The 13,752-nt window shown below is 54.7% G+C and carries 9 protein-coding genes and 1 other RNA gene; 7 read left to right on the top strand and 3 right to left on the bottom strand.

The genetic code is table 11. From position 1 onward, the window contains the following. Positions 1–4: 4 nt before the first annotated feature. Positions 5–1,348 carry a xylose isomerase gene (xylA, locus tag CI601_RS01370; RefSeq protein ID WP_121914036.1) on the bottom strand — a complete coding sequence of 448 codons (1,344 nt, stop codon included), beginning with the start codon at positions 1,346–1,348 and terminating at the stop codon, positions 5–7. A 133-nt stretch (positions 1,349–1,481) separates the two neighbouring features. Further along, positions 1,482–3,944 (bottom strand): glycoside hydrolase family 2 TIM barrel-domain containing protein, encoded by a 2,463-nt coding sequence (locus tag CI601_RS01365; RefSeq protein ID WP_121914035.1) that lies wholly within the window; start codon positions 3,942–3,944, stop codon positions 1,482–1,484. Positions 3,945–4,221: 277 nt separating this feature from the next. On the opposite strand from CI601_RS01365, the gene CI601_RS01360 reads away from it, so the two are divergent. The 4 genes from CI601_RS01360 (at position 4,222) to CI601_RS01345 (ending at position 8,193) form a co-directional block, all read left to right on the top strand. After that, positions 4,222–5,499, top strand: a complete 1,278-nt coding sequence (locus tag CI601_RS01360; RefSeq protein WP_121914034.1) for an ROK family transcriptional regulator — start codon at positions 4,222–4,224, stop codon at positions 5,497–5,499. Next, positions 5,489–6,388 carry a carbohydrate kinase gene (locus CI601_RS01355; RefSeq protein WP_121914033.1) on the top strand — a complete coding sequence of 300 codons (900 nt, stop codon included), beginning with the start codon at positions 5,489–5,491 and terminating at the stop codon, positions 6,386–6,388. The genes CI601_RS01360 and CI601_RS01355 overlap by 11 nt, the downstream gene beginning before the upstream one ends. A 245-nt stretch (positions 6,389–6,633) precedes the next feature. Then, positions 6,634–7,032, top strand: a transfer-messenger RNA (tmRNA) gene (gene ssrA, locus CI601_RS01350). A 657-nt stretch (positions 7,033–7,689) separates the two neighbouring features. Next, the gene (locus CI601_RS01345) at positions 7,690–8,193 is read left to right on the top strand and encodes a hypothetical protein (protein WP_121914032.1); all 504 of its coding nucleotides are present in this window, start codon (positions 7,690–7,692) and stop codon (positions 8,191–8,193) included. A gap of 599 nt (positions 8,194–8,792) precedes the next feature. Here CI601_RS01345 and CI601_RS01340 read toward each other — a convergent pair. Continuing rightward, positions 8,793–9,767 carry a sugar-binding transcriptional regulator gene (locus tag CI601_RS01340; RefSeq protein WP_259465277.1) on the bottom strand — a complete coding sequence of 325 codons (975 nt, stop codon included), beginning with the start codon at positions 9,765–9,767 and terminating at the stop codon, positions 8,793–8,795. 117 nt (positions 9,768–9,884) lie between these two features. On the opposite strand from CI601_RS01340, the gene CI601_RS01335 reads away from it, so the two are divergent. Genes CI601_RS01335 through pdxA form a run of 3 tightly spaced genes read left to right on the top strand, consistent with a single transcriptional unit; the run spans position 9,885 to position 13,751 of the window. Then, on the top strand, positions 9,885–11,252 hold the full coding sequence (locus CI601_RS01335) for an MFS transporter (RefSeq protein ID WP_121914030.1): 1,368 nt from the start codon (positions 9,885–9,887) through the stop codon (positions 11,250–11,252). A gap of 44 nt (positions 11,253–11,296) precedes the next feature. Next, complete coding sequence (locus CI601_RS01330) at positions 11,297–12,697, top strand: four-carbon acid sugar kinase family protein (RefSeq protein WP_121914029.1); 1,401 nt, start codon at positions 11,297–11,299, stop codon at positions 12,695–12,697. A 1-nt stretch (position 12,698) separates the two neighbouring features. Further along, complete coding sequence (pdxA, locus tag CI601_RS01325; protein ID WP_121914028.1) at positions 12,699–13,751, top strand: 4-hydroxythreonine-4-phosphate dehydrogenase PdxA; 1,053 nt, start codon at positions 12,699–12,701, stop codon at positions 13,749–13,751. Position 13,752 lies beyond the last annotated feature (1 nt).

The following is a 13,752-nucleotide window of genomic DNA, read 5'->3' as shown; positions in this document are numbered from 1 at the left end:
CAACTCAGGCCTGCGCCAGAGCCTCGACGATGTAGTTGTTGATGGTGGCCTTGACGACCTCGAGATGGTCGGACTTGTCGGCGGCAATCAGTTCGGCCTGCGGCTTGTCGAGGCTGTACTCCTCCAGGGAGGCCAGTGTGGCCGTGCCGTCCTTTACCGTCGAACCGATGCCGGATTCGAAGGAGGAGTAGCGCTCCTGCTGCAGCTGCTCGATGTAGCCGTCCTCGTGCATCTTGGCCGCGACCAGCAGACCGGCGGCGTAGGTGTCCATGCCCACGATGTGGGTCCTGAACAGATCCTCAGGCAGGAAGGAGGAGCGGCGCGGCTTGGCGTCGAAGTTCAGGCCTCCGCGGGGCCCGATGCTTCCATTGGCCAGCACCTCCCACATGACGGCGGTGGCATCGTAGAGATCCGAGGGGAACTCGTCCATGTCCCAGCCGATCAGCTTGTCGCCCTGGTTGGCATCCAGGGATCCCAGGAAGCCAGCCTCGCGGGCCACGCGGACCTCATGCTGATAGGTATGCATGGCCAGGTTGGCGTGGTTGCCCTCGATGTTGAGCTTGAAGTTATCCTGCAAGTCATAGGTGCGCAGGAAGTTGATGGTGGTGGCCGCGTCGTAGTCGTACTGGTGGAGGGTGGGCTCCTTGGGCTTGGGCTCGATCAGGAACTGCGCGTCGAAACCGATCTCCTTGGCGTAGTCCACGCACATGTGGAAGAGGGCGGCCATATGGTCCTGCTCCTCCTTCATCCGGGTGTTCCAGAGGGATTCGTAACCCTCGCGGCCGCCCCAGAAGACGTAGTTCTCGGCACCCAGACGCTTGCCGATCTCCAAGCTGTGCTTGAGCTGGCCCGCCGAGTATGCATAGATGTCAGCGAAGGGCGAGGTGCCGGCGCCGGCCTCGAAACGGGGGTTGGTGAAGAGCGACGAGGTGTTCCAGAGCAACTTGACGCCCGTGTCCTTCATGGCGGCCTCGATGCGGTCAACCACCTTGTCAAGATTGGCGTCGGTCTCGCGTAGGGTGTCGCCTTCGGGAGCCAGGTCACGGTCATGGAAGCAGAAGAACTCGACCCCTAGCTTGGTGAAGAGCTCGAAGGCGTAATCCACCTTGGCCAGCGCCTGATCCATGGGATCGGTGTAGCGGTAGTAGGGCCTCTGCGCGGTGGGATCGCCGAAGGGATCCACCAGACCCTGGTTGAAGGTGTGCCACCAGGCCACAGCGAAGCGCAGCCAGTCCTTCATGGGCTTGCCGGCCACCACCTTGTTCTTGTCGTAGTAACGGAAGCCCAGGCCCTCCTTGACACCCTGGCGACCTACGTATTCGATCTTGTCAACGTCCCACAGACCCATAATGCTCCTTTGCCTAATGCACTGCCTTTACAGTCTTCACAGGGGAGGAAACCAGTTCCTGCCTCCTGAACAATAAGAGTAGAGGGACGGATCGATTTTGTCAATTCGTTGAATTATATAGATGGCGATCACATCACCTGCGGATTGGAAGGCACAAAGCAGCCTTGCGATGACCGTCGGAAACCTTGAGTTCAAGCTGCTTGGGTACGTCCGAGCCGTCTGAACCTGCTGACCGATCCGCCTGCACCACTGCCAAGGCTTGTCCGTAATAGGTGCGCGTATGCCCGGTCAAAAATCCTTCGGGATTGTATGGGGCGGCACACCCAAAGGCCAGCAGTCGGCCACCCTCTACCTGAGCAGTCAAATCTCCTGATGTCATGGGTTTGTCAATGTCCTGCTGGTCGGTATATCTTGCCCTCACAAAGCACAACCCTCCCGGGCGAACGGTACTCCGATCGGCCTCCAGCTTGACCATGGTCTGGGGAGCGGCTGACCGCAACCGACTCCGTCCAATCAGCCTGCCCGAGCTGTCGTAGGCCAACGCCTCCAGCAGGCCGTGTTCATAAGGGCAGGAGAAACGGAATCGAGTGCTACCCCGCCAACGCGAGCGGCCAAGGCAACGACCATTCAGCATCAACACAACCTCATGAGCGCGGGCATAGACCTCAACCTGGGCTGTTCTGCCCTCGCAGCCGTCCCACGACCATGAGTCAAGGGCATCTGTCATCTTCCAGGCGCTGGGAGAATGCCTCTCCCCCGAATGATTGACGGGGCGGACAGCCAGATAGGGTCCGGTCTCGCCCCCTAACGCCACCCGCATGTACAAGGCCTCGCCCAGCGGCCTACCTGTCAGATCCAGACGGCCGGAACCAGCGGTCAGCCAGCCCAGCCCGCTGAACCGTGGAGCTTCCTGTCGATACTCCCAAGCGCCCACGCCGACTTCGCCCAGATAATCCATACCTGCCCAGACGAAGTCTCCGATCAGGCGCGGGCAATGGGAGGCCAGACGCATGAACTCGTCAGCGTCGCTGCAGAAGGTCTCCGTCCCCAGGATGAGCCGATGGGGGTATCTGCGGAGGTCTTGAAGGTATCGTTTGATCCCATAGTTGTATCCGGCCACGTCCATAAGTGCGAAGGCATCGCGGGTCAGGCGATCGCAGGATGGCAGGGTGGCACCTCTCTTCATGAAGTCCGCTCCCATGATTCCGGCCATCTCATTGAAGAATCGGCTCCCTACAGATCCATGGCACTCAATCGAAAGTGACACGCTCTTCTTTGACCCATCGTGCGCCACCTGCTTGGCCGCTTTCTTGCTCGAATATACCCCGAGCCCGATCGAACTCAGGAAGTTGAAGAAGATGTTGACCCCGCAGGTAACCGGTCGGCTCGCATCCTGACCGTGGAGGAAGTCAACCATGCGCCTGGTCAGCTCTACCCCCTTGGACTGGGCGGTTTCGCTGACCTCGTTGCCGATGGAGTACATGATGACCGACGGATGGTTGAAATCCTTGGCAACCATATCAGCCAGGTCCCTGCGCCACCATTTCGGGAGGTATTCCGCATAGTCGTGGATGGTCTTGTGGATGTACCACTGGTCGGCATATTCGTCCAGGACCAGCATACCCAGACGGTCGCAAGCTGCCAGAAGACTTTTCGAACAAGGGTTGTGGGCGCTGCGAATGGCGTTGTAGCCATTACGTTTCAGTAATTTCACCTTCCGCTCCTCGGCCTCGGGCCAGGCGCAAGCGCCAAGGATCCCGTTGTCATGGTGGACGCAGGCACCCTTGAGAATCCTGCGAACGCCGTTGATGAGCAGCCCCTGATCCCCCCAGGCCACCGTTCGTATGCCGAATGTCGCCTGAGCCTGGTCATGACAGCCCGATGAGGAGTCGAAGAGCACCTGGCATTCATATAGTGTCGGGCTTTCCGGGCTCCATGGTTGGGCGCCAGGTAGGTCGATATCGACCTGGGCTCTGCCCTCGGAATCCACAGGGACTACAACCTCAGCCAAGGGCCCAGATTCATCCTTGTTGTTGCACATAATGCGAACCTGCGCAGTCCCTCCTGACGATGCCCGCAATGAGACCCGGATGGCGCAGGGGTTGACCCCAAGCGTAGAGACTCTGATGCCGTCCGGGTACAGATACTGCGGGCCAGCACTCCAGAGCGTGACTGGCCGGTAGATGCCTGCTCCGGAATACCAACGCGAATTGGGTTGCTGGGCGTTGCGGGCGACAACACGGACCACGCCCGGTTCCCCCGGTCGGATTTTCCCACTCAGATCGACAAAGAACCCCGTGTATCCATAAGGGTGAAAGCTCAGGCGTTGGTCATCCAGCCAGACCTCGCTGTGTTGGTACACGCCCTCGAATTCCAGAATCATCGAATCGTGCTGCCTAAGACCGTCGGCACGTACCTGCTTGCGGTATTCGTAATCGCGTCCGACGAACCATCCACTGTTAGCCTCGGTCGGAGCATCGGCCCTTCTGGGTTCTGCCAGCATGGCATCGTGAGGCAGCTCAACGGGCTTCCAGGGTTCTTCTGACTCCTGTAAATGTCGATAGCGCCAACCCTGGTTCCAATCCGTTGCCTGCATACAACTCCTCCGCCATCGTTTATGATCTCAAGTGCATAGCCGACCTAATCAACATCGATGGATAGAAGACCAGACTACTCCCGCCTGGATAGTTCGACCTTGGCTACCAGCCGAAACCCCGCCCCTTGAGCAGACAAGTTCGACGGATGCAGATGGCAATCCCCTTCTCGGCACCTTGAACAGTTTGCGCAAGAATAATAAACAGTGTTAATATATAAACGCTGTTCATAAAGTGCGCGAGGATCGCGTGACGGAACCACTCAAGGAGGAGGTCGATATGCGCAGCAGCACCTACGCCAGCACGCCAAAGGCCCTCTCCGAGCTCAACCAGTCACGCATCGTCCAGTATCTGCACCAGCAAGGTATCAGCTCGCGAGCCCAGATGGCCCGGGACCTTGATCTGACACCGGCAGCCGTAGGCAAGCTGGTGGCCCGCCTGATGGATCTGGGCCTGATCAGCGAGACCGGCAGCATGGACTCAGAGGGCGGCCGTCGATCCATCGGTCTGGCCCTGAACGCTGACCGCTACCAGGTCATCGGAGTCAAGTTCGCCCGCAGCCTGGTCAGCATCGGACTGTTCGACATCAGCGGTCGCCTGCTGGACTCGGAGGAGCTGCCACCCGTCAACCCCGATGACATCCCTAAGGCCGTAGCCGATGTCCGAACCCGAGTGGCAAGACGACTTGAGGCGAACCCCGCCATCGTGGCTGTGGGCATGGCCGTGCCGGGCCCTTATCTGCGCGAGAGCGGACGCATCGCCCTGGTCACCAGCATGCCCGGCTGGCGTAGCGTGGACTTTATCCACGAATTCGGTCAGGCCTTCCGCGTACCCACCTTCATCGAGCAGGACGCTCGGGCCGGGGCACTGGCCCAGAGCCTATTTGACCCCCGCGTGAGTGCATCCAGCATGGCCTACTTTCTCGTGGGCGAAGGCGTAGGGCTGGGTGTCATCGACAGGGGCGCCCTGGTGGACGGCAGCCAGGGAGCGGCCACCGAGATCGGCCACGTCAGCATCGATCTGAATGGTCTGCCCTGCGAGTGCGGCAACCGTGGCTGCCTGGAATGCTACTGCTCGGCTGTAGCCATCCACCGCCGCATGTGTCAGCCGGATATGCGGGATCACTTCCCTGGAGTCGAGGTCATGACCCACGCCAAGGCCTGCGCGGGCCTGTTCGACCAGGCCCGATCCGGTCAACAGGCCGCTCAGGCTCTGGTGGATCAGATAGCCGACTACGTAGGCTATGGCTGCGTGACCATTGTCAATGCCTACAACCCCGCCCAGATTGTCATCGGAGACATGGTGTCCGCCGCCGGTACCCGCCTTCTGGAAAGGGTTCGGTCCATAGTCTCCCAGCGCGCCCTGCCCGGCCTGCGCGAGCACACACAGATCCTGCTTTCCCACCTTCCGATCGATGCCACACTGACCGGCGCTGCGGCAGTGGCGGCCAACCAATTTTTGGAGCACCCGGCCAGCATGGGCCGTACAGCTGTGAAATCAACAAGCACAAGGCGGGCGCATCACCCGTCATCAGGAAAGGAACACCATGACCAGTAAACCCATGGTCCTCAGCATCGGCGAGATCCTCTGGGATGTCCTGCCTACAGGCAAGCGGGCCGGTGGCGCACCGGTCAACTTCAGCTACCATGCAGCCAAGAACGGAGCGGAAGGCTATGCCATCAGCGCCGTTGGACGCGACGACCTGGGCCGGGAGCTTGAGGAGGCTGTTCACCAGGCCGGCGTCGATGCCGTGCTGCAACACAACGACCACCCCACCAGCACCGTCGAGGTCCAGCTGACCGAGGGCATCCCCCAGTACGTCTTCAAACCGGATGTGGCCTGGGATCATCTGGAGTACACGGATAACCTGGCCGGACTGGCCAGCAAGGCTGATGCCGTCTGCTATGGCACGCTGAGCATGCGCAACAGCCAGTCCCGCGAGACCTGCCTGCAAGTCCTGCGTCACACCAAGAGCCATGCCATGCGCTTCTTCGACATCAACCTGCGTGGCACCTTCTACAGCAAGGATCTGATCCAGGAGCTGCTGGATATGGCAACCGTCTTCAAGCTCAACGACGAGGAACTGGTCACCCTGCGCGACATGTTCCACGTTCCCGGAGCCACTGACGACGAGCTCTGCCGCTGGTTCATGGACCAGTGGCACCTGGACACCATCGTGCTGACCGCCGGCAGCGACTACAGCACAATCTACCTGGCAGACGGCCAGTCCTCACACCTGCCCACGCCTGAGATCACCGTAGCCGACACGGTCGGGGCCGGCGATGCCTTCTCCGGAACCTTCGCCATTAACCGCCTGCTTGGCGCCTCCCTGACCCAGGCCCACCGGGCTGCCATCAACACCGCCGCCTTCGTCTGCACCCAGCAGGGCGCCTGGCCCGAATATCCCGAGCACATCCCCGACTATCTGGGTCAGCAGGGTCAGTGATCCCTCGCTTTTAAACGTGATTTGGTCCCGCCCGGTCGAGCTGTCGGCTGGACAGGACCACAATTTTTATCTATGGAAGCAAGCATTTACCACCTGCCGACGAACCCCTGTCTACTGGGCTCTGCGGCTTGACCGGGATTCAAGTCAATGCCGAGGGAGAAGCGGGAATATCCGCAGCGTCCATCTGTTGTATACTGACGTGGCTGGTCCGCAATGGCACCAGCAGAGCTTGATAATTCAAGATTGGGGCTGATCGGTTTCGACGGTGACCTGTTCGTCGCAGGGAAGCGTGCCGAGAACGCGGGGGTCCGCTCGTTAATGTCCTCCCGCAAACAACAAGTGCTAAATCTAACCGCACTGAGTTCGCTCTCGCTGCCTGAGCTTCGCGCCAGGATTAACCAGTGAGCAGCTGCTCCGTTCACTCCCCTTCGCCTTCGGGGGGATGCTGAGCGTCATTAAGAAGACTTGCTTGAACTGCCGCGCCACAGGGCGGTTCGGGGACTTTTTCTGCGGCTATGCCCGCCACCAGTTGTCTGCGACATAGGTGGGGGCAGACAGATAGCCACAAAGGCCAGCAGACTACGCACGTAGAAGACTGAGGGTGCGGTCACCGGACCGGGGTTCAATTCCCCGCAGCTCCACAAAACAAGGGCCGGCCGAGGCAACTTGGCTGGCCCTTTTCATACCGCTTTTACGGTTCCAAGAGCCTTATTTCAACATTATGTGGTCCATCACATCTACTCGGTTGGTATTTTTGGATTACTACCACTCACGACCCACCTGAAACTTACCCAATCTAATAAGAACTGGGTTTTCAAATCCATAGGAGTTTGCTGAAGAGGTGATCCACTCTAGAGATAGCTGCATTACTTGGGCCTGGAATTCAAATAAGCAAAATGGCACAGAAATCAGCAGAACGGATTGATGAATAATTTCAACGTAAAGCAAAACAGTTATAGCCATTGCCTAAAAAGGTTCCTGCATCATAATCTACATAACTTTAATTCGAATCAGGAGCTCATCGTGATCTTAGATTAAAAACCGTGTCTCCCCTGCCAAGAGCTTCGATATATCAGCCGCGCCAATCCTAGTTGTTTTTATAAGCCAACTCAAAGAGTACGCTACAGGATCTCTATGAGATATTCCATGATTAATCTTCCGATCTACGAAACCGCTGAGACTCTCGTCGATAAGTTTGATCGTTTATGATGGATTGAGTTAGTTGTAATTATATCAGAATGTAGCGATTCCAGGACATAGATCGGCAACCTTACAGCTTTCAAGGAATAGGAGGCACAGCTGTGACAAGTCTGGAGCCCAAGAAGTTCATCGGGGACGACGGAACAATAATTCGACTTTATGATGACCTTATAGCTTGCGGAGACGAACAACATAAACTCGACGGTGTCCACGCGAGTGTGGAGGATGGCTCAGCATTGGAATCACGGGTAACGTTAACCAGGATGCTTGCAGTCGGTCTGTTAGCATTTGCTTTCAAAAAGAAAAGCGGAGGAGAGAAATATTTAACTGTTGAAGGCCCAGACTTCGCATGGGTAGCCCTTGCTAATCGTAAGCACATATCTAACGCGATGAGATTTGCAACTGCTATTAATGACTCTGCGCGAAAAACTGCTGCAGCTAAGCAAAAAAGGCCGACATCCAACCTTCACAAACCCGAATCGATGTCGCAGCGACACATATCCAAGGGTGATGTATATGACATGACGGCATTGAATAAGGCTTTCGAGGCTGGACAAATCTCGCTTGCAGAATTCTTAGCGAAAAAGAAAGAACTCGGATTCTGATTGAACGGTGACATTGACAGATATTTATCGGCTAAGACATGATGAGTCCAGCCTGCTTAAAAATACCAGTTTTACCAATACGAAAAGCGATACAGCCCACAGTGCCTTATCTATGCAGAAGTCAGTGTGTTCGCAAGTAACTGTTTAGGCATTCAGCCAAATGGCGCCATCAGACAATCAGCAACAAGAAAAAAGAAACCATTTACTTTAAAGAGGATTCTATTAACACGAATACAAATAAGAAAGCTCTATCATAATAGCTATAACGTCTCCACTAGTCCTAGACTTACCCGCAGCGACAATTATACATACAAGTTTTTTAGATAGTAGACCAAAAATTCAACACTAGAACACGAATGACTACCTATTCATAGGCCATACTCCGGACTGTCACAAGTTTTATCTCTATACGAAAATACATGCCAGAACGCGAGCCACTCAGGTTTACATTTCTTCCATGACGCGGTTAAATCTTTTTTATTTCTGGGAATTCTGGATAGACAGACACCCTACGCTGACGGCTGCGTGCTTCACATTTACAAGTATAATAATCAACGGTTGATGTCGCACATGATTGTGAATTCTTCATCCAGCATATTTCATAGCTCAAGCAGGGCAGCAGCTGTTTGACGGTCAACCACCAGATGTGTTACAAATCCGGACCTGAGCGCGACATGCAGAGCTTGGGCTTTACTGGGGCTGGCTACAAGAAACAACCTCGTTGCCACACTCATCAGCTCGGTGCGGTTCAATCCGGTCGATCTGCTGTTCAGGTCGATGTCACTGGTACTGCCATCAGCCCGGTAAAAAGTGGATGCAAGATTACCGATCACCTTTTGCTCATGCAGGACCTTGATGTCTTTACTGCTCAACAGTCCTGGCGTAAACAACGGGCTCGGGTCAGATCCGTTCGGTGTGCCGACAGAGGTAACCATCATATTCATGTGTTTCCGCAATTCAAGAATCTTACGTATGCTCGATTCCTGATACATGAGATTCCGGGTATTTTCAGAGTCGAAAATAGCAGGAAGCGGAAGAAGCCGCACTGACGCATCAAAGTTCTTGTGAAACCGCGAAAGAATCTGGGTGGCATAGTTCTCTCCGAAGGTCTGCGAGTTGCCGAACCCGTGCAGCTGAAGTATTCGCATGCCGGGCAAATGACGCTGTTGCAATTGCAAGGACATAGCCTCTATGGTGCGGCCCCAGGCAACCCCGATTGTGGTGTTGGAATGAACAAGGGTATTGAGCCAGATAGCTGCGCATTTTCCTACAGCCATTCTTTTCAATGTGTTGTCCGCATTGTCACTGGTATCGGCAACGACTACTCGGACATGGTATTTCTGGATGAGTCGGTTCTCCAACTCAAGTGCTGAATTCTTTGTTCTATGAACAACGAATTCAATGACATGCTCCTTTCTGGCCCTTGCAATGAGTCTGGAAACCGTTGAGCGTGAAATACCCAACTCCCGTGCCACTCGTTCTATCTTTAGCCCTTGGATCCAATACAATTCCGCCACATCGGCAAGTCGGTCATGAGACATTTCATTATCAGCTTTGTTCGTCATTTGTATCATCTTCGCCACAGTACTTTGACTTCTTTTCTCAAAAATACAGGATCAGGTTTCAAATCACAAGAACAATTGATATAAATTTTCATGTTTCAACCGAACTCATATTGCAAGGAAGCATATATGGCATCTACACAGAAAGCGGCACAACCGCACCGTAGCGGTTATCGCTGGGTTGTCCTTTCGACAATCTTCGTAGGCTACGTTATTTGCATGGCAGATCGCTCCAATATCGGCGCCGTTCTGCCAATGATGAGAAGCGAATTCCAGATTTCAAACTTTGAGGCAGGAGCAGTATCCAGCCTCTTCTTCCTGGGATATGCTGTTTCGCAAATTCCTGCCGGCTTGGTCATGGGTAAGTTTGGCACTAGGAAGATCGTTTCCGTGGCGATCCTAGGTTTTTCGATCGTCACATTCCTCATGGGCCATGTGGGTGGAGCGTTGGCGCTGCTGGTCCTGCGTCTGTTCCTAGGACTGATTGAAGGACCCACACCCGTAGGCATGACATCGACAATCAACTCATGGTTCCCTTTGAAAGAAAAGGGCATCGCGACAGGTGTCTACATCGGCTCTACCATGGTGGCCCCGATTCTTGTCCCAATAGTTTCCGTGTTCCTGGCACAGGCATTTGGCTGGAGATCCGTATTTATTTGGTTCTCGGTCCCCGGATTCATCATGGCCTTGGTATTTTATCTGGTCGTCCGTTCTCACCCCAGGGAGAGCAGGCACGTCAACAAGGCTGAGCTTGAGTATATCGAAGGCGACAAGAACGGAGGCAAGGCCACAGCGGTCGATTTCGGCAATATGGGCTGGATCGATAAGGTCATCAGACTGCGCCAGGGCCGTCGTCTCCGTCGTAACGGCGAAGTGCTCAAGTCGTGGAACATCTGGGGCGTTACGCTTGCCTACTTCTGCATGAACAACGTGCTCTATGGGATGATTACCTGGATTCCTGACTATCTGAAGAGCGCGCGAGGCTATGGAACCATTTCCATGGGCTGGATGTCGTCCACTCCGTACATCGGAGGTCTGATCGGTGCTATTCTTGGCGGCTTTGTCTCAGATCGTATTTTCCGAGGACGCAGGAAGCCTGCGATGCTGATTACGGCACTGATGACAGCAGTAATGATGGCAATTCTGCTGATTACGCCCAACAGCACCGCACTATTAGCAATCGTACTGATTCTTGCCGGTTTCTTCCTCAACATCGGTTGGTCCGGCTTTACATCCTTTGCAATGAATATAACAACCGATTCAACCTATCCATTTGCCATTTCCATCATCAACAGCGGCGGCAATCTCGGTGGGTTCTTCGCTCCGCTGATCGTCGGTGCGCTGCTCGATGCCACGCACAATTACACGGTGGCCTTCAGCTATTTCGTACTGATATTGGTCCTCGCTTTCTTCATTCTTCTCACATTAACCGAGTTCAAACCTGCCGTTGAACCAAGAAAGGACGAGGCCGTCAAAGTGGAAGCAGCTGCCGAATGAGTTTTTTCATCCCATCAGTACAGCTTTGAAGCAGTAAAGGAGTAATGATGACCGAACTTGGCATTGTGGCCGACGACGTCACTGGTGGAACTACCGTAGGAGCACTGCTGGCACGAGAAGGAATAGAGCCGACATTGTGCTACGACGCACGAACCATGGCGGATATCGTAAGCCCGGATGAAGACGTGATTATCACCAGCACTGATTCTCGTGCCATGAAGCCAGAGGAAGCATACAAAGCGGTTCGTGAAGCCACACAGAGTTTACTTTCACTCGGCGCCACACAGTTTTCCAAACGCATCGACACCACCATGCGCGGCAACATAGGTGCTGAAGTAGAAGGAATGCTGTCGGCCCTAGATGACGACTATGTCGCTCTGGTGGTGCCGGCGATGCCTCAATCGAAAAAAGTCATGATCGGCGGATATCTGCTGATTGACTCGATTCCCCTGGCAATGACCGACGTCGCACATGATGTGCGCACACCTGTGGTGCTTTCCGACGTGCGCAATCTGGTGCAGTCTCAGATGAAACAAAAGGTGGCTTATGTCCCGGTCGACGATGTAGTGCTCGGCGCCCATACCATAGCAGCTCAACTTCTGCTGCAACAGGCGAGAGGCTGCAGGGTCTTTGTGATTGATGCCGCTACATTGCAGGAGATTCAGTGGATCGCAGAGGCCGTCGTCGATTTGGGATGGAAAGTGGTTGCCGTGGATCCGGGCCCGTTCACACTGGCATTGGCTATGAAGCACAGCTCCATTCATCCAAGTCCTCGCCCTGATCGATCAGTACGTACCAAGGCTAGCAAATTCGACAAGGGCATCGTGCTTACCTGTGCCGGCAGCGCCACGAAGACCACTCGTATGCAGATGATGCGTTTGGCTGCGGAACCCGGCACAGCGGTTCTTTCAGTCGATCCCATGAAACTGATTTCGAATAAGCCTTCAGTATGCAGCGAGGAAATGCAGCGGGTCAAAGAGCAAGCCAGACAAATACTGTCGTCAAGCTCCCATCAGCCGAGGGTGGTACTTCTGGCTGTTGACAACGCCTTAGAAGACAAGCTCCCTGCCAAACCTGACGAATTGACCAAGATCAGCGGCCTTCCTGCCGAAGAAGCCTCGAATCTGATAACGGAAAAATTCAGTGAAGTCGCCCGCACGGTGGCCAATATAGTTACTCCCGAACGTTGCGCCGGCTTTTATCTGACGGGCGGCGACACCACGGTGCGTTTCTGCAAGGCCATCGAGGCGCAGGGGCTGCACATGGTCGACTACCTCATTCCTCAAGTAGATCAATCAGTTATTGTCGGCGGACCCTTCTCGGGCACGCCAGTCATATGCAAAGGAGGATTGACCGGCGTAGAAGAGACCTCCCTTCAGGTCGTCAACCGCCTTTTCGATGAACAGCATGTCCAAATAAACCAATCAGAGAAAGCAACTATTTGATATGAGCGAAGAATTGCAAAAGCCAGTCATGGCCATAACCCTTGGCGATCCAGCTGGAATCGGACCTGAAACTGTAGTCCAGACGATGAGATCCGCGATGATTTACGACATATGCAAACCATTCGTCATCGGGCATCGCGACAGCTTTGAGCAGGCTATGAAAGTATGCAATGTAGATGCTCTGAAGATCCATATGATTAATGATCCCAGCGAAGCATATTACCGCTATGGCACAGTCGATCTGTTACAGACCGATGTAGCAAATGACGCAAAGATCGAATATGGCTACCCTCAGCGTGATGCGGCTCTTCGCGCTTACTCATACATCACCAAGTCCATCGACCTAGGAATGGCCGGCAAGATCGATGCAGTCTCCACTGCAGCAATCAATAAGGCCGCGCTGAAAATGGCGGACGTTCCTTATATTGGGCATACCGAGATCTATCAGGAGCTCACGCATTCGCCTTATGCCTTGACCATGTTCAACGTCCATAAGCTGCGTGTCTTTTTCGTCAGCCGTCATGTTTCCTTACGCAAGGCTTGCGATCTGGCGAACCATGATCGCATTCTAGAGTTTCTCAAGAATATCGACACAGAATTCAAGAAACTCGGTTTTAAGCACCCGACCATCGGCGTCGCTGCCTTGAATCCCCACGTGGGCGAAGGCGGTATGTTCGGCACCGAAGAAATCACCGATATCCGCCCAGCTGTCGAAGATGCACAAAAGCTTGGAATCTGCGCAGAAGGTCCTCTTTCGGCTGATGCCATTTTCGCGCTGAACCTAGACGGACACAATGACTGCATTCTCTCGATGTACCACGATCAAGGCCATATCGCCTGCAAAACTTTGGACTTCGAGCATGCAGTGACGATAACGCTGGGGCTGCCCTTTATGCGTAGTTCTGTAGATCATGGCACTGCCTTCGATATTGCCGGGAAAGGGACCGCTCAGGGGCGCAGCATGATTGAGGCGACTCGGGTCGCTGCAGTGTACGCCAAGATGGGCATGGATTACAAGCGCTCGCAGGAACAGAATGCAGGGAAAGAGGAGTAGA

Source organism: Bifidobacterium sp. wkB344 (assembly GCF_003688305.1).
Classification (GTDB): domain Bacteria; phylum Actinomycetota; class Actinomycetes; order Actinomycetales; family Bifidobacteriaceae; genus Bombiscardovia; species Bombiscardovia mizhiensis.
This window is presented reverse-complemented; position numbering and strand designations above follow the sequence as displayed.

What these genes read in the sequence shown, in the direction of transcription:
- CI601_RS01365 (WP_121914035.1), bottom strand. Translation starts at nt 3,944, where the DNA reads ATGCAGGCAACGGATTGGAACCAGGGTTGGCGCTATCGACATTTACAG.
- xylA (WP_121914036.1), bottom strand. Translation starts at nt 1,348, where the DNA reads ATGGGTCTGTGGGACGTTGACAAGATCGAATACGTAGGTCGCCAGGGT.
- CI601_RS01340 (WP_259465277.1), bottom strand. Translation starts at nt 9,767, where the DNA reads ATGATACAAATGACGAACAAAGCTGATAATGAAATGTCTCATGACCGA.
- CI601_RS01335 (WP_121914030.1), top strand. Translation starts at nt 9,885, where the DNA reads ATGGCATCTACACAGAAAGCGGCACAACCGCACCGTAGCGGTTATCGC.
- CI601_RS01360 (WP_121914034.1), top strand. Translation starts at nt 4,222, where the DNA reads ATGCGCAGCAGCACCTACGCCAGCACGCCAAAGGCCCTCTCCGAGCTC.
- pdxA (WP_121914028.1), top strand. Translation starts at nt 12,699, where the DNA reads ATGAGCGAAGAATTGCAAAAGCCAGTCATGGCCATAACCCTTGGCGAT.
- CI601_RS01355 (WP_121914033.1), top strand. Translation starts at nt 5,489, where the DNA reads ATGACCAGTAAACCCATGGTCCTCAGCATCGGCGAGATCCTCTGGGAT.
- CI601_RS01330 (WP_121914029.1), top strand. Translation starts at nt 11,297, where the DNA reads ATGATGACCGAACTTGGCATTGTGGCCGACGACGTCACTGGTGGAACT.